This is a genomic window from Peribacillus sp. B65 (genome assembly GCF_058513295.1).
Map to the genome: position 1 here is coordinate 1,472,147 of NZ_CP195840.1, position 16,703 is coordinate 1,488,849.

General features: G+C 37.6%; 13 protein-coding genes, 1 other RNA gene and 4 pseudogenes. 14 read left to right on the top strand and 4 right to left on the bottom strand.

The window, feature by feature from the left end; all coding sequences use genetic code 11:
* Positions 1–148 precede the first annotated feature (148 nt).
* The 3 genes from ACSR9O_RS07200 (at position 149) to ACSR9O_RS07210 (ending at position 2,126) form a co-directional block, all read left to right on the top strand.
* Positions 149–427: a hypothetical protein gene (locus ACSR9O_RS07200; RefSeq protein ID WP_491724209.1), complete on the top strand. Its 279-nt coding sequence runs from the start codon at positions 149–151 to the stop codon at positions 425–427.
* A 395-nt stretch (positions 428–822) separates the two neighbouring features.
* Entirely contained in the window at positions 823–1,701 is an 879-nt protein-coding gene (locus ACSR9O_RS07205) for a YitT family protein (protein ID WP_230176572.1), read from the top strand.
* 182 nt (positions 1,702–1,883) lie between these two features.
* Positions 1,884–2,126: a PepSY domain-containing protein gene (locus tag ACSR9O_RS07210; protein ID WP_230176337.1), complete on the top strand. Its 243-nt coding sequence runs from the start codon at positions 1,884–1,886 to the stop codon at positions 2,124–2,126.
* Between the two features lie 419 nt (positions 2,127–2,545).
* Here the strand turns inward: ACSR9O_RS07210 and ACSR9O_RS07215 are convergent, their stop codons facing one another.
* Entirely contained in the window at positions 2,546–3,607 is a 1,062-nt protein-coding gene (locus ACSR9O_RS07215; RefSeq protein WP_491724210.1) for a DUF3900 domain-containing protein, read from the bottom strand.
* A gap of 508 nt (positions 3,608–4,115) precedes the next feature.
* On the opposite strand from ACSR9O_RS07215, the pseudogene bcaP reads away from it, so the two are divergent.
* The 3 pseudogenes from bcaP to ACSR9O_RS07230 all read left to right on the top strand — a co-directional run.
* Positions 4,116–5,527 (top strand): annotated as a pseudogene (bcaP, locus tag ACSR9O_RS07220) (branched-chain amino acid transporter BcaP).
* Between the two features lie 424 nt (positions 5,528–5,951).
* Positions 5,952–6,443 (top strand): annotated as a pseudogene (locus ACSR9O_RS07225) (protoglobin domain-containing protein); the annotation flags it as partial.
* Positions 6,444–6,731: 288 nt separating this feature from the next.
* A pseudogene (locus ACSR9O_RS07230) lies at positions 6,732–7,202 on the top strand (methyl-accepting chemotaxis protein); the annotation flags it as partial.
* Positions 7,203–7,498: 296 nt separating this feature from the next.
* Here ACSR9O_RS07230 and tatA read toward each other — a convergent pair.
* Complete coding sequence (gene tatA / locus ACSR9O_RS07235) at positions 7,499–7,705, bottom strand: twin-arginine translocase TatA/TatE family subunit (protein ID WP_101222064.1); 207 nt, start codon at positions 7,703–7,705, stop codon at positions 7,499–7,501.
* A 361-nt stretch (positions 7,706–8,066) separates the two neighbouring features.
* Between tatA and ssrS the strand changes: the two genes are divergently transcribed.
* From ssrS to ACSR9O_RS07260, 5 genes and pseudogenes are all read left to right on the top strand, one after another.
* Positions 8,067–8,254, top strand: a non-coding RNA gene (ssrS, locus tag ACSR9O_RS07240) — 6S RNA.
* A 285-nt stretch (positions 8,255–8,539) separates the two neighbouring features.
* Entirely contained in the window at positions 8,540–9,907 is a 1,368-nt protein-coding gene (locus ACSR9O_RS07245) for an MFS transporter (protein ID WP_491724211.1), read from the top strand.
* A 311-nt stretch (positions 9,908–10,218) separates the two neighbouring features.
* A complete protein-coding gene (locus tag ACSR9O_RS07250; RefSeq protein ID WP_063233876.1) occupies positions 10,219–10,407 on the top strand; it encodes a hypothetical protein in 189 nt (62 codons plus the stop codon).
* Between the two features lie 130 nt (positions 10,408–10,537).
* A pseudogene (locus tag ACSR9O_RS07255) lies at positions 10,538–10,689 on the top strand (IS1595 family transposase); the annotation flags it as partial.
* 457 nt (positions 10,690–11,146) lie between these two features.
* A complete protein-coding gene (locus tag ACSR9O_RS07260) occupies positions 11,147–12,490 on the top strand; it encodes an MFS transporter (protein ID WP_491724212.1) in 1,344 nt (447 codons plus the stop codon).
* A 109-nt stretch (positions 12,491–12,599) separates the two neighbouring features.
* Here the strand turns inward: ACSR9O_RS07260 and ACSR9O_RS07265 are convergent, their stop codons facing one another.
* On the bottom strand, positions 12,600–12,926 hold the full coding sequence (locus ACSR9O_RS07265) for a YnfA family protein (protein ID WP_101222067.1): 327 nt from the start codon (positions 12,924–12,926) through the stop codon (positions 12,600–12,602).
* Between the two features lie 292 nt (positions 12,927–13,218).
* Between ACSR9O_RS07265 and ACSR9O_RS07270 the strand changes: the two genes are divergently transcribed.
* Complete coding sequence (locus ACSR9O_RS07270; RefSeq protein WP_491724213.1) at positions 13,219–14,166, top strand: DMT family transporter; 948 nt, start codon at positions 13,219–13,221, stop codon at positions 14,164–14,166.
* A 36-nt stretch (positions 14,167–14,202) separates the two neighbouring features.
* Here ACSR9O_RS07270 and ACSR9O_RS07275 read toward each other — a convergent pair whose 3' ends face one another.
* Entirely contained in the window at positions 14,203–15,285 is a 1,083-nt protein-coding gene (locus tag ACSR9O_RS07275; protein ID WP_491725455.1) for an MBL fold metallo-hydrolase, read from the bottom strand.
* 225 nt (positions 15,286–15,510) lie between these two features.
* Between ACSR9O_RS07275 and ACSR9O_RS07280 the strand changes: the two genes are divergently transcribed.
* Both ACSR9O_RS07280 and ACSR9O_RS07285 read left to right on the top strand, forming a co-directional pair.
* A complete protein-coding gene (locus ACSR9O_RS07280) occupies positions 15,511–16,257 on the top strand; it encodes a type II toxin-antitoxin system SpoIISA family toxin (RefSeq protein ID WP_230176571.1) in 747 nt (248 codons plus the stop codon).
* Positions 16,254–16,433: a hypothetical protein gene (locus ACSR9O_RS07285; RefSeq protein WP_230176330.1), complete on the top strand. Its 180-nt coding sequence runs from the start codon at positions 16,254–16,256 to the stop codon at positions 16,431–16,433. The genes ACSR9O_RS07280 and ACSR9O_RS07285 overlap by 4 nt, the downstream gene beginning before the upstream one ends.
* Positions 16,434–16,703 lie beyond the last annotated feature (270 nt).

Genomic DNA, 16,703 nt, shown 5'->3' on the forward strand with positions numbered 1-16,703 from the left:
TCAAGTTCAGGTTCATTATGCTAAGAGTCATGATTCAATAGTAGCACTAAGGATACGTCAACAAAATCCATAGGGTTGTAATTAACAAAACTAAATCAACTAGGAGTACTCAATATTCCTTATCCTTTAAAAACTAGGAGTGAAGAAAATGAAAATAAAAAAATGCCAAAAATTCGTACAGTTAGACATAAGGAATTGGGATAATACAGAGTTAGTAGAAAGATTATATGAGATTTGCGAGACTAGTAAAGAGTATGAAAATGATGAAATAGAGGTTCATCAGGTTGTGGACTTAGGGAAACTTAAAAACGAGTGGAGATATTTAATCATTCTTAATATTTCACAAGACTTAGATAACCTAGGAGCACCAGTAGACCAAATTAACTCTGCATCAATAATATCCTTTAGTGGCAACATCCTATCCTAATAAACAGACACAGATTCAGCATCAAAATTCCTTAATAAGTTATGTTTTAAGGAATCGATTAACGGATCATCTAGACATTTATTCAACCTCTTTTGATGATATGTTGCTCGCCTTCTAAGTGTTATTAATGCTTCTAGGTACGGCATGCTTATATCTGTTATATAATGAGTTCCTATTTCCCTGAGTAGCATTGGAAAGGGTTCATCAGGTGTAACAAGTAACTTAAAACTGTTTTTCATTTATTTACCCTCACTTGAAAATGAGTATACATAAAAAATCATCCATGAAATGTTAACAAACTGTGCGGTAGGTTAGAACTTCTTTTATTTAAATTTATTTTTCCTGATTTGATATTAGGATATAATAGAAAAAAATGAATAAAAGGTGTGATTTTTCTGACGGAAGCACTAAAAAAGCAGCATAGAAAGTTATCTAGTTTGATAATTATCCAACGGACCATTCTTATTACAATTGGTGCTTTGCTAATGGCCACGGGATTGGAAATCTTTTTAATTCCCAACCATGTAATTGATGGTGGCATTACAGGTATTTCAATTATGCTTTCTCACATTACTGGGATAAAACTAGGAATCTTTCTTTTTCTATTGAATCTACCATTTGTATACCTGGGATATAAACAGTTCGGAAAAACTTTTGCTATATCTACTATATATGGAATTATAATGCTTTCCATTTTTGCAACATATTTTCATCCTATTCCACCCTTCACTGAAGATATCCTTCTTGCTACAATTTTTGGCGGCATTTTTTTAGGTGTAGGTGTAGGAATAGTAATTCGTAACGGTGGTGCACTTGATGGTACAGAAATACTTTCGATTGTAATAAGTAAAAAAGTGCCTTTTTCTGTTGGCGAAATTGTTATGTTCATCAATCTATTTATACTTGGTTCTGCCGGATTCGTTTACACATGGGATAGAGCTATGTATTCAATCTTAGCTTATGTAATAGCTGCTAAAGCCATTGACATTGTTATTACTGGAATGGAAGAAACAAAGTCAGTATGGATAATTAGCGATGAAGCAAGAGAGATAGGTGATGCAATCAATAGTCGCTTAGGACGGGGTGTGACATACTTAAATGGTGAAGGTGCCTTTTCTGGAGAGGACAAGAAGGTTATTTTCTGTATAATTACCAGACTTGAAGAATCTAAGTTAACTACTATTGTTGAAGAGATTGACCCTTCATCTTTCTTAGCAATAGCAAATATTGCAGAAGTACGTGGAGGACGGTTCAAAAAGAGAGATATTCATTAATGTAAAAAATAATACTTATTAACAGGGCCAACATTTTGATGCTGGCTTTTGTTTATGTTTTTTTAATCTGTAGTAAGACTACTACATGGGAATCTTCTGTAGTTCCTAAACATATATTCACAGAACTTGGGTCAAATGCATAGTGTAAATTGAATATATTATAAAAGAGGGGAATGTTCCCAATGTATGATAATTACTACAATAATCAAACGCCATTATATAGACAAAGATTAACCATGCAACAGGCACAAGAAATCGCACTTCAGAGAGTGCCTGGCCAAGTTCTACATGTTGATATGGATATGGAACATGGTGTTCTAGTATACGAATTCTTTATTTTGACAAACCAAAACAGAATTTATGAGGTTGAGATAAATGCAAAGACAGGAAAGATTCTGAAAGTAGAAGAAGAAGATTTGGATTAGGGAAGTTAATGCGTTGAAAAATGCTTGAAAACTTGCGATAAATCAACAAAATACAAGCCGTCTCTTAATGAGGGAACGGCTTTTTATTATGCAATGAAAGGAGGGATCCGCTTCAGGTGAATATTTTACATACAACGTTGAAACATCCGAAGGGGTAGTTCAGTGGTTTCAGAGTCAAAAGATTACGAAGATGCTGAGGATTATATTTGTGAATACCGGGTTATCAACTAAATCTTAATTTACATTAGGGGATGAAATATAGTTCCCCCAATAAAAACCAGGAGGAGTAATAATAGAAGAAAAATAAAAAAGGCAGTCACAAAGACCGCCATTATCGGGATATAACACATGTATAGTGTGACTCAAGAGTCACGTTCCGAGTCACAAATGATCATATTTTCTTGTGACTCGGGCTATTATCAACTTTTATTTATGATCTTTTCAATTAGTACTTGTAAATCATCCGGCCTATGAAATTCAATCGGCGAAACACCTTTATCGAACTCGATCGTATCGGATTCTATCATCAATACATATTTCCCATTAATCTTTCCTAAATGGATGCTTTCGCCAAAATCGGCTAACAGTCCTTTGACGGATGTACTGCCAAGCTTCATTCGCATTTCGGCTTCAGGTGTATGCTCGACAATCTGGGCTGTGGCTTCGACGACTTGGTGGGTTTCAAGGCGTTCCTGGATTTCCCGTTTATCGCTCGTTTCCCAGATTTCCAGGTCCTGTTCGAACTTGTGCAGTTCGTCACTGTTTTCTTCGAATTGAGCAGATACATGCTCATGGACCATGTGGATGACCTGGTTTTTCATGATTTCAGGCATCGATTCGCCATATTCGACGAATTTCAAAAAGTCCTCGAAGTAGCGGGCATGTGAGGCCTGATGGATTTTCAGCTCGCCTTCTTCAACCATTCCTTCTTCGGGCATGTATGGGTATTGAATGGATTTCATATTTTTAGTGGTGATTGCCATTTCAACGTGCCTAATCAAAGTTCGTTCATCCGATATGGAAGCAACTTTCGGCTCGAAATCACATTTTAATAAGAAAACGAATGGTTCATCAAGATATTTCGTTAATTTTGCCGATGCGATTATGAAGACTCCGCCACGGACGGCACTTGTATCGATATAAGACCGAGTGAATTGTTCATTTTCCTCCTGGAATTCCTGTTTTGTTTTAGCATATCGAACACGGTTAAATACATTGTAATTAGGGTTGGAATCAAGTGCATGTCCTTCTTCGACAATAAAAGAACCAATTTTCGTCGGTATTTGTTCAGTTTTTGGATGACGGTCGACTTTCCGTTTGGAAATCTTCATCAATTCCCCATCCAAAAAATCCTTTAGAGGACTTTCTTCGTATTCTTCAGTATCAAGAGTTTGGAAATGTTTAAAACGCTTATCAGCCTGATCGCCTTTTCCTTCGACTTGGATTAAATAAAAAGACAGATAGGTAATCTCAAAATCCATGAATGTCACCTTCTTCAAATATTAAGCATAATTCCCGTACTTTTTTTAAGACTTAATAAGTATAGTGATGTACTTTGATTCCGTCAAACTATTGGTGCATAAATGATCAGAATAATATTGAAGTGTTATTTCATAATAATACATAGAGAAAAATAAATAATGATTCTTTATAGGATTAAAAATATTAGAACTCTTGCAAAATTAATTAATGGAATACAGTACATACACCAATAGCTCACTTTATTAATATTAAAATAATGAATTGTTAATCATTCTTTGTTAATTATGGATAAACCTGTTGAATATTATAGCTTGCCTTCCAAAGGAAATAAAAAAACAGAATTTTAAAATAATAAATCATTGACGTTAAAAAGGTTAATACGTATAATTTAAAAGTCAGATAATTCAGGAATTGAAGAAATTTGTCGAAATTTCTCCGATATAAATGGTAAGTGAAATTATTTGTCTATAGTTTTCAGAATAATTATAAAATTATGGAGGAGAGAACATGAGTATTTTTAGAAAGAAGTCCATTGAGGACTTGTTGAAAAACGCAGGTTCCGGCGGTAAGGGATTGAAACGAGAACTGGGAGCTTGGGATTTAACGATGCTAGGAATTGGAGCGATTATTGGGACTGGCATTTTCGTTCTAACAGGCACTGGTGCAGTGAATGCTGGTCCTGCACTTTCATTATCGTTCGTCATTGCTGGTCTTGCCTGTTTATTCGCTGCACTTTCTTATGCAGAATTTGCAGCTTCCGTGCCGGTATCCGGTTCGACTTATACGTATGCTTATGCAAAGGTGAATTCGCCGCTTGGATAATCGGCTGGGATTTAATCCTTGAATACTTATTGGCTGTCAGTGCCGTATCGGCGGGGTGGTCGGGCTATTTCCAATCATTTTTAAGTGGATTCGGAATTAACTTTCCGGAGAAATTGACGGCAGCACCGGGTTCGGTCGAAGGAGTCACGACTTATATGAACTTACCAGCCTTTTTGATAGTCATGGCGATTACCTTTTTGATTTCCATAGGTACGAAACAAACGACTAGAATCAATAATATAATGGTCGTTATTAAAGTGTTGGTAGTCTTGTTGTTCATCGTTTCTTCTATATATTATGTGAAACCGGAAAACTGGCAGCCGTTCATGCCATTTGGAATCGATGGGGTATTTTCAACTGCCGCATTAATGTTCTTTGCCTTCATCGGCTTTGATGCAGTTGCATCTGCGGCTGAAGAAACAAGAAATCCAGGTAGGAATTTACCACGGGGAATTCTTGGTTCATTAGTCATTTGTGTAGTGCTTTATATGGCGGTAAGTTTGATCATGACCGGTGTGGTACCGTATGCACAATTCAGCCAGGCTCTTGACCATCCGATTTCTTTGGTATTGCAAAGCGCAGGACAAAATTGGATTGCAGGTATCATTGATCTAGGTGCCTTCCTCGGAATGACAACGGTGATCTTGGTTATGTTGTATGGACAAACCCGAATCATGTTTGCGATGTCACGTGATGGTCTGATGCCTAAATCCTTATCAAAACTTCATAAAAAATATAAAACACCTTATGCGGCTTCATGGATATTCGGTTTATTAGCGGCCTTATTGGGGGCATTCATACCGCTTGGTGAATTGGCTGAGCTGGTCAACATTGGAACATTGACTGCGTTTACGATGATTTCCATTGCGGTCATCGTGTTACGGAAAACAAGGCCTGATATGAAACGTGCTTTTTATTGTCCGGCTGTACCGCTTGTTCCAGGCCTGGCCATCGTTTTTTGCGTATTCTTGATGGTTCAGCTAGGGAGTCATACATGGATGAGGTTCTTGATCTGGATGGCTATCGGAGTAGTCATTTACTTCACTTATTCCCGTAAACACTCGAATCTTAGCCAGCAGCAGGAAAATGAACATTGAAAAAGACACTCTCTGGAGTGTTCCAGTTTGTAGACAAAAGGAGCTCTATCTAAATTTTTAAACATAGTTGATTGGAGCGGGTGTGCGAGACTCCTGCGGGAATAGCGAGTCCAAGGGAGACCCCACACAGGCGCAAGTGCGCCGAGGAGGCTCCCGGACCGCCCGCGGAAAGCGAGTGCCCTACGTTCCAATCAACGTCCAAATTTGTACAAGCAAAAAAAACTGTAGATGCTCTTTGGAGTGTCTTTTTTTATTTGGACATAAATAGTTCATAAGTCTAGTTTGTAAGAAGAAAATTTATCAAAGTGAATTAAGATTAACAGACTTTATGTCGAAATAGTATATATGGGTAGAAAAAATTGGAGGCAATTCAATCATGAAAAGTATATGGAGAAGTAAACAAAAGATAGATTCGATGGACTATATGCAATATAAGGAACACGTCGGTATCAATATCAGGGAATATCCGAGCGTATTGAATCAAGTGGAAATGATTCATTTGACGATGGGGGATTTGTGCATAATTCGTTCTTTACAGGAAGAAGTGAAGAAACATTTGACCCAAATAGTAGGAAATTTCTATAAAAATCTAGAAAATGAACCCTCATTAATGAAAATCATATCAGACAATAGTTCTGTTGATAGGTTGAAAAAGACACTTCATCGTCATATGTACGAAATGTTTAGCGGGAACATTGATGATGCGTATATTAAACAACGTTATATTATCGCACAAGTACATGTGCGAATTGGATTGCAGCCAAAATGGTATATGAGTGCTTTTCAGGATTTATTGCAGTCATTAATCATTCATGTGATTTCCAATATGAAAAATATTGAGCAATATCAAGAAAACATTCTGGCTGTCACTAAAATTTTTAATCTGGAGCAGCAAATAGTTTTAGAGGCATATGAACTTGAAAATGAGAAGATTCGCCAAAAAAACCAAGCAGAAAAAGAAACGATTAAACTGCAGGTCAATCATAATGCAGAGGAATTGGCGGCAATCAGTGAAGAGACTAGTTCAGCAACTCAATTAATGGCAAATAAGGTAGTCGAAATTCATGATTTCACTAAAAAGGGCTCAGAGATTGCGATACATGCAGAGGGAAAATCAAAAGAGGGAGTCGAACTGTTACAGGGATTAGAGAAAAGATTGGTAAAAACGCAGGAGCAAATGACGATCATCTCAAAAGATATGGAACAGCTATCCAATACTTCAAAGGAAATTGAACGAATTGTCACGATCATCACTTCAATTGCAGAGCAAACGAATTTGTTGGCGTTGAACGCAGCGATTGAAGCGGCAAGAGCTGGTGAAAATGGTAAAGGATTTGCGGTTGTGGCTGGTGAGGTAAGGAAGCTGTCGGAAAATACCAAGGATTCAGTTTCGGAAGTAGTGAAACTGGTTAATGGAATTGCTCATTTTACCAATGTCATGAACACATCAATTTCCATGGTTAGCGGGGAAATTACTAAAGGAACGAAACAAGGAAAAGAAACTGGCATATTTTTTACTGATATAGCAAAGGACATGCTTTCTGTTAAAGAGCAGAATATTAAAATCACCAAGGAAATGACAGAGCTGAATGATATATTCGACGAAATTAATGAAGCATTCAATCAAGTGGCGTTTTCCTCGGATCAATTGACTCAAATGACGATGAACTTGTAATGAAGTTCAACATTTTTATAAGAACAGCTTAATGGTGCTCATTCGTATTTTAATAAACAACTCGATAGAATATTTCTGATCAAACCCCAAGCGGTTTATAGCATAGGAATAAGGATGCCGTTAACAAGCTGTTCAATAAATCACTTGATATAAAATAAGTTTAATGTTATATTAATAAAGCGATGAGCTAATTTGTGTAAGTCGAAGAACATGCTTTTAGCTAAACGTCGGGATGTGGCCTGACGGTTCTGCGCCACAAACGCATCAAAGACGCCTGCTGCGTGCAGGCGTCTTTTTCATTTTATCGATTCTTTTCTTGCAGCTTGTACGTCATCCTTGAATTCCTCTTGTATTTCTTCTGTTATTCCCTTAGTTGCATCCTTAAACTCCCTAAGCGAGGTGCCGACTGCCCGTCCGATTTGAGGTAGCTTGTTCGGTCCAAAAACAATTAAAGCTAAAAGAAGTATTAAAATTAAACCGGGAAAACCAATGTTTGAAAGCATAACTAGTCACTCCAATCAAATCTGTTAGTTAATATTATAGACTCCTTCCATGTATTTGCCAATGTTATTTAGGATATATTATAGAGTTCAGCAACCGATGATTCTCACAAGACAACACTTTCAATTCCGTCCAATTTTATCTTGCACATTCTATCTAAAAATTACTTACCCAAGTATGCTATTACATAATAATTTATCAATGAAAGTGGGGGACGGTAACATAAATCAGAGTGCAGCCATTAGTTTTGCCGTTTGGGCATGAATAATTTGGCTCCACCTTTTTAATGTGTAATATGAAATTTTTTTGTTGTCTGGGAATGATTTAACTTGCAAGAATGAAGATATTTCGGTATTATAACTATACAAGCTGTGTTGTTCGTAATGATAATTAAGTTTTAACCTTTAAGCTGTAATAGGGAGTTTTATATTGAAACAGGAATGTTATGCCTCGTCACTGACTTGGACAACAGGATTGCTTCTGCAAACACCCACTTTGAGGAGTGGTGGTTTAAAACTTTCTTACTTGAATACGGCAATGGCGGCTTCCTACTTCACTAATTAGAAACCAGTTCCGATAAGGGACTGGTTTTTTGTTGTTTTTACGCATGTTCAAAACTTGTAATTAACGATAGCATCAGAAAACATATTAAGATTTTATGAAAAATATGCGAAAGTTTTTATTGAAATATCAGATAATTAGCATTTATAATAACAATTAGATAACTCGGTTCACTATTTGTATAAAAATAAGTGAGTCGAATATTTTTTACATGATTACGTAAGCGCTATCATTTGGATGGAATTACTGCAGTCACCTAGAGAGGAGAAAATTTTATGGCTAAAATTAATACGACCGAGGTAATTAGCAACAGTAAATTTAACCGCTTTCATTTTGGATTGCTGGCATGGTGTTTTATCATTATCCTTTTTGACGGCTATGACCTTGTCGTTTACGGTACGGTCGTCCCGTTATTGACGGAGGAATGGAACCTTACTTCCGTGGAAGCGGGGGCTATGGGCAGCTACGGTCTATTTGGAATGTTGTTTGGGGCGATCTTCTTTGGTACATTAGCAGATCGGATTGGCAGAAAAAACGTAATCGCGATTACACTCATTTTATTTAGTTTATTTACGCTTTTATGTGGATTTGCGGATACGCCTACGATGTTTTCAACTTTCCGATTTCTAGCGGGATTAGGGCTTGGGGGCATCATGCCGAACGTCATTGCCTTATTGACGGATTATGCACCGAAAACGATGCGGAGCATGGTCGTTTCAATCGTATTATGCGGTTACTCATTCGGAGGGATGCTTGCTCCGATACTGGGTATCCTGGTTATGCCGACACTAGGTTGGGAATCAATATTCTGGTTTGCAGGAATACCATTGTTATTTTTACCCTTCATGATGAAGCGTTTACCCGAGGCTTCTACGCATCTGATCAGAATAAACAAAAAGGAAGAACTTATCAGAATATTAACCAAGGTAAGTCCTGAAAGTAAATTCAACATCAATGACGAACTTGTGGAAGTAAAAAAAACAGAAGCCAATATGCCGATTGTTGGATTGTTTAAGGATTCCCGTGCCCTTAGCACATTGATGTTCTGGATCGCCTTTTTCATGTGCCTATTGATGGTATACGGATTGAATACATGGCTTCCAAAGCTAATGATCGAGGCAGGGTATGCGCTGAATTCAAGCTTAGGTTTCTTGATCGTCCTTCAAGGGGGCGCTATCGTAGGCACGCTTATCATCGCTAAACTTTGTGATCGTTATGGATCCAAGAAAATGCTTGTGCCGATGTATGCGCTTGGGGCTGTCAGTTTGACGTTATTGGGAATGGGCGGAAGCTCCTTCGTGATTTACACATTGGTAGCGGTTGCAGGAGCCTGTACCATTGGTGCCCAAAACCTTGTACAAGCCTATGTTTCCCAGTACTATCCACCAAATATAAGATCGACTGCACTAGGGGTGGCATCTGGTATCGGAAGGATTGGCGGTATGCTCGGGCCCATACTCGGCGGATTTTTATTATCCATCTCGCTACCCATCCAATTGAATTTCATTGCCTTCGCCATACCTGGTCTCATTGCTGCGGTTGCCTTATCATTCGTTCCAGTGAAAATGGCTTATTATAAACATGATCATTCGGAGCCAACTGAAGAAATGGTCGTAGAATCCAATAAAATGAACGTCTTGTGATTTAAATGCATGAAATGCAGTGCTGGGATACCCTCGCTGTCATTTCATGCATATTTGTATTAGCTTCCTTTTTTCCTTAGCAAATGGTCTATATAAAAACTGCAAATTTACAAGAATTAGTGTAAAGATTTTCCGGGAATTGTTTCGCTTGACCTATCCTTGAGAAAAGTTGCTTAAATGTTCATAATTTCGCAATATGAGTCACTCTTAATATAAAGAATAAATGTTAGAATGATGATATGGATAATTAATTCCTCCTTGAAGTGGAGCGAACTATAAATTAATCTCATCTTTTGTGAGGAGTCATTACTTTGAAAATTTTAAAACATGTAATTTTTTGGTTAAGCATTATAGGGACATTATTCTCTATGATTTATTTCTTTGTAGCGGACATTCCGTTATATGTTAAATTGTTAGGCGGAGCCATTATCCTTTATCTAGGTTATGATCTTATAACAGAATCAAGGAAAAGAAAGCGTAAAGAAGCCTTGGACGCTTAATCTTATCTTCATTAAAAAGCCCTCTTTGATAAGAGGGCTTAGTTTGTGTCCAAAAGGGTTTCGGAATGGGATAGACAAAGGTAAATTAAACAAGGTAAACTATGGATGGGCAGAATGACACATCAAGAATAAGCTCTTTAATGGCCATATAGGGGATAACTCTTTCCTTTGCACTGATAGTCATAAGAGTTATATTCAGTTCGCCCATGATTTTCGTTAGATCATAAGCGTGTACAAAGAGGAAAACATGAAGAAGGAATATACTATATTCAACACATAAATTCTGTTCAGCGCTAATTAATGAAGTGATTGAATAGGTTTAATGGTATGGCGATAAATATATCAGTACTATATGTACTGGTTCTAATGGATGGAACTCCTTGAAAATCGCTGTAGCCAAGACCCCACAGCCGCTTACGCTGAGGAGGCTTGACAGACAGCTGGCGGATAGGAAGCGGATTTCTGAAATCAACTGAAATGTTTAAAGAAATATTGTAGGTAAGCTGGAATTTCTTCCAAGTTTGTCTATAGCCTGAACCCTCTTCGATAAGAGGGTTTTTTGTTGATTAATATGGCAAATCATCAATGATTATTGACAATATTCTGGAAACTAAGTTAATATATAGTGAACATTGTTCTATATACATATAATTTATATGTAATTAAATGTTAGCTCGAACCAAAAAAAGAGAAATCCTTAAGACTACGTCAAAAGGAATAGCAGAAAGAGGGGAAGGAAATGCGCACGATCCAAATGTCTGAAATGATGGATGAACAAAAATTTAACCGTTTTCATTTACAGATTTTATTATGCTGTATCTTTATCATCATCTGTGACGGGTATGATATGTTCATGCTTGGGACGATCCTGCCATCTTTGATGGCGGAGTGGAGGATAACTGCCGTAGAGGCAGGGTTATTCAGCAGCTATGCTTTGTTTGGAATGATGATAGGAGCGTTGGTCTTTGGACCGCTGGCCGATAAATCCGGCAGAAAGAAAGTCATATTGATTTGTACGATCATTTTTTCCGTATTTACATTTACTTCAGGTTTCGCCGATGATCCAATATCTTTTGGAATACAGCGTTTTATTGCAGGACTAGGCTTGGGAGGAGTCATGCCTAATCTAATTGCAATCATTACTGAATATGCCCCTAAAAAACTTAGAAGTACCCTGGTAGCGATCATGTTCAGCGGGCACGCTCTAGGGGGAGTTGTAGCATCACTGGGAGCGATGTACCTGATTCCGAACTTTGGTTGGCGGGCAGTGGTTTGGCTCGGTGCACTTCCATTAATATTCATGCCAATATTATATAAATTGTTGCCAGAGTCAATAAGTTTTTTCATGAAAAATAATAAAAAAAGCAAATTGGTGGACGTTCTGAATCAAGTGAATGTAAACGGTCAATATACGATGAATGATCATTATGTTCTTCAGGAGCAACTCAAAAGTGAAATGAAAGGGTTTCCAGTAAAACAGTTATTCAAAAATGGGAGGACTTTAAGCACGCTCATGTTCTGGATTGCATTTTTCATGTGTTTGTTCGTAATGTATGGCTTGAGTACATGGCTTCCAAAGATCATGGGTGGGGCAGGATATGAATTAGGTTCAAGCCTGACATTCTTAGTCGTATTGAACCTTGGAGCGGTTTTTGGAGCGATCGTTGGAGGGAAGCTTGCAGATAGATATGGTTCCAAGAGGATTCTTGTTACTTTCTTGGTCATTGGATTCATTACCCTTACGATGCTGAGCTTCAAGCCAAGCATGATCATGCTTTATATACTGATTGCAATTGCAGGAGGTACGACAACAGGTACACAAATTGTAACGAATGCATATGTATCTCAGTATTATCCGAATGAAATCCGTTCTACTGGAGTCGGATGGGCATTGGGTATCGGCAGAATTGGCGGAATACTCGCTCCTACTTTCTGCGGGGTCCTGCTTGATATGAAGTTATCCTTGCAAATCAATTTTTTAGCTTTTGCCATACCATGCATCATTGCAGCAATGGCGATTTGGTTCATTCAGGATAACTTCAGTAATATGACCGCCAATAGGCAGGAAAAGAAATTGATATAATAAACACCCAGCTTAATCACTTTATGAAAATGTTCAAATGAAGATAGGCCCAATCAACAAGTGGAGATCTTGGTAAAAGAATTAAAGGGCCTTATGCCCTTTAATTCTTTTATTGTCTGGGGCCCCATATAATGACTGAAACTCCGACCAAGCAGATTAAAGCTCCAATCCAATCATATAAATCAGGGGTTTTCTTATCGATGCCCCATCCCCATAAAACCGATAAAACGATGAAAACCCCGCCATATGCAGCATAAACACGTCCAAAGGTAGGGAACGTTTGGAAAGTTGCAATGATGCCGTATAACACCAACCCAAAACCTCCGGCTAAACCTAGATAAATGGATTTACCTTCTCTTAACCAAAGCCAAATAAGGTAACCGCCGCCAATTTCAGCTAGACCAGCCATAAGGAATATTACGGTAGTAACTAACATATATGTATACCTCTCTTCCTGCTTGAAATTTTATCATATATGAAACTGCAAATGACATACTTTAAAGAGTTCTTAATAATTGAAAGTTAACTGGAGCATTTCCATTAAGGCATGAAAATGATCTTAATCTTTAAAAAGTTATTTTTTAAAAGGTTGGTTTTGTTGATAGTTGAACAGTTTAGCTTAAAAAAATGCCATATTTATTTTTTGACTCTAACTTGGATTGCAATACAGATGCAAAGGGTACTATACCTAAATAGGAATATAGTAATTTAGTTGAGGAGTTGCAGCCATGAAAACCCGAACATTTGCATACATGTTAGCGCTAATTCATTCAAGTATTGTCGGCCTATCTTTCTTATTTACGAAAATGGCGATTGCAGAATCGAATCCGCTGGATACTTTGGCGTTCCGGTTCTCTGTTTCTTTCGTCATCATTTTATTCCTGGTCGTCTATAAAGTCATTAAGGTGAACTATTCCTGGGAGTCGGTTAAAAATCTTGTTCCGTTATCTTTGTTATTCCCAACTCTTTTCTTTGCCTTTCAAACTTTCGGACTTAAGTATTCGCAATCCACCGATGCTGGAATTCTGTCTGCGGTCACCCCGATTCTAACATTGATGATAGCTGGATATTTCCTTAAGGAGAAAACATCTTTATATCAAAAACTTTCGATTGTCTTGTCGGTAGTTGGGGTCATATTCATTTTTGTGATGAAAGGGAGCACAATCAATTTTTCCGACATGCTAGGGATGGTGTTGATCCTGCTATCCTGTATTGCAACTGCATGTTATACAACGATGACCCGTTCCCTTGCCAAGGACTATACACCAGGTGAAATGTCCTTTTTCATGATGGGAACAGGCTTTGTCATTTTTAACGTAGCTGCGCTCTTCACCCACTTAAAACAAGGAACGATGCCGAATTTCTTTACACCATGGTCGAGCATCGAATTCATCAGTTCCATTTTGTATTTGGGAATATTGGCTTCATTGGTCACTTCGTTATTATCCAATACGATCTTATCAAAAATCAAAGCGTCCCAAATGAGTGTGTTTGCAAATCTTTCCACTGTTGTCACGATTGCAGCAGGGGCTCTCATTTTAAATGAAAAGATTACAATCTACGATATATTGGGTTCGATACTAATCATTTTAGGTGTAATAGGAACGAATTATTTTGGAGTGAAGAAAGAGCATTCAATAAAAGTGAATCTTGAATATAATGAAGGGAAACTGTGAATGAAAAAGATCCATCCCATTTGGGATGGATCTTTTTCATTTCCACCATCTTGTTTGAGGGAAATCCGTTGAACCAATGACCACTGGTTCGCCTATTTGAGGTGTGCAGACCTGGACTCCAAGATCATTGGCCGCTTTTGTTACCCGTTCTATCGGATCTGTCCAGTCATGAAAAGACAATGTGAAACCAGCCCAATGAATGGGGAGCATCCGTTTTCCTTGTACATCTATATGTGCTTGTACAGTTTCTTCTGGAATCATATGGATGGTTGACCAGCGTTCATCATATTGGCCGCATTCCATTAAAGTTATATCAAAAGGCCCGAATTTTTCGCCTATTTCTTTAAAATGGCTGCCATATCCACTATCTCCGCTAAAAAATACCTTTTCTTGTTTACCATTAATTACCCAAGAGCACCAAAGTGTCCTATTGCCATCGCGTAAACTTCTTCCAGAAAAATGTCTTGCAGGCGTGCAGACAAATCGCAAACCCTTGAATGAAACCTCATCCCACCAATTATGTTCCTGAATCAGTTCTTGTTTAACTCCCCATCTTTCAAGGTGTCCGCCGACACCCAGTGGAACAATGAACTGACTGACCTTATCCTTTAGTTTCTTTATTGAGTAATAATCCAAATGATCGTAGTGATCATGTGAGAGCAGGACGGCGTCGATAGGAGGCAGCATATCCAAATCAATAGGCAGCTCCCCGCTAAAACGCTTGTTCCCGAACCAAGGAAAGGGGGTTGGTGCTTTGCCAAACATGGGATCCACTAAAATGGTTTTCCCATCTAATTCCAACATGAATGCAGAATGACCAAACCAGGTAATTATATTGGAATTCATAGATACAGGTTCTTTTGTTCCAAGTACGATTGGCTGGTCGGGCCTCCTTTTTGGATTAGGTTTTATGAAATCACGTAAAATTGAACCAGTATGCTTAAGACTCATCGCTTGACTGGCTGGAATTTGATTTTGGAATTTTCCCTTGGAAAAATTCTCTTTTGTAGTGAAACTTCTCACTTTTTCTTTGTTTGTCCGTCTTCCAAGTGGAGGATAGAGGTTTAAAAAAAGTAATAATATTATAAAAGAAGAAATGAGGATCTTAATAATTTTCATCATGATAGTTTCCTCCCATATTAATCATGCCTTTTTATTAAAACATATCATATCACAGAATATATAGGGTTATTTACTATGATGTCATTCAGTTAGTGAAAACTTCTGGCAAGTGTTTAAGTTTCACCCGTCTTAGGCAGGGAATAGTGGTATATATAATGAATAATATAGAGAGCGGGATAATGAATGTAGGTGCTGAAGGGTAGGGTGATAAATCGATTGTTAATGTTTTTCAGAGTCTTTGTATGGGTAGTATTTATTGCTTTATTGGCATATGTCATACTTTCTTGGAAATATAAGGACAAGGTAAGTAAAAGGATTGAAGCGATTCGAAAAACCTGGTATATCATTTTTGTACTGGGAGCTTTGATTTATTGGAATTTCTATCCGATGAGCATTTTTAATGAGTGGAAAAATTTCTTGATTATGGCTATCGTATTCATCCTTATTGATATGTTTGTATTCTTGAGCATGTATATATCGAAGATTGGCGATAACGAGCTGTCCTATGCAACAAAAGCGGTTGCGGAAAGTGACAAACTTTTAACGGATAATAGGGAAAAGGTCAAAAATATGTTTCATCTCCTAAAGAAAGAAGGAATACCTGAGTATTATCAATCGAATAAGGAATACTTGGCATATTTGAGCATTCTCCTTCAAGCATATGCAGCTAAGGAAGGCATGAACGTGAAAATTCTTCCTTTCAAAACGGAACAGGACAAGCAATTGGTGATTAATGGGCATCCGAACTTGAATGGCAGTAACATCCGTGCTACATTGGAAAGAGAAGATACGTATTATAATGATGAAGAAAAAATGGCTTTGCAGCCAGTAAGCATTTTGATGGAACCCTATATCCTTGACGTTAAATCGGAAAGCTTCGTTTCAGAAGTCGATTGTTTATTAATAGCATTACTAATCATGATGTTCGATATGGTCATAAAACAAAAACCAGGTGGTGAGGATAAATGAGCATTTATGATAAAGCCGGCAATGATGTGTCAGTTGCCGTAATTAAACCACAGGTGAAAATACCTGATGTAGGTTTAAGTCCCCACACTAAAAAAGTGATGAAACAGAACGAACGCATTATCCTGAATCAAAAAGAAAAAGCTGCACGCTTCAGCCGGTTAAAAAATGTTTTATAAGGGGAAGGGTTTTTCCTTTCCTTATGATATTTAATGGAAAACCCGCATATACTATTCAAAATCAAAGAATAGGAAGGGTCTTTCAGAATATGAACAAAAAACCCGAGAGAGTTAACATCCCGATCCCCTCCGCTTCACCATCTGAAAAACGGATACATAAGGGAAATGCTGATCTGCTCAAGCTTTTGCAAAGGCTGAAAGCTAAACGTTGGATTTTTTTAAGGTAAAAGAAAGCCAGTCTCTAAGGAGAACTGGTTTTTTTATTTTTAA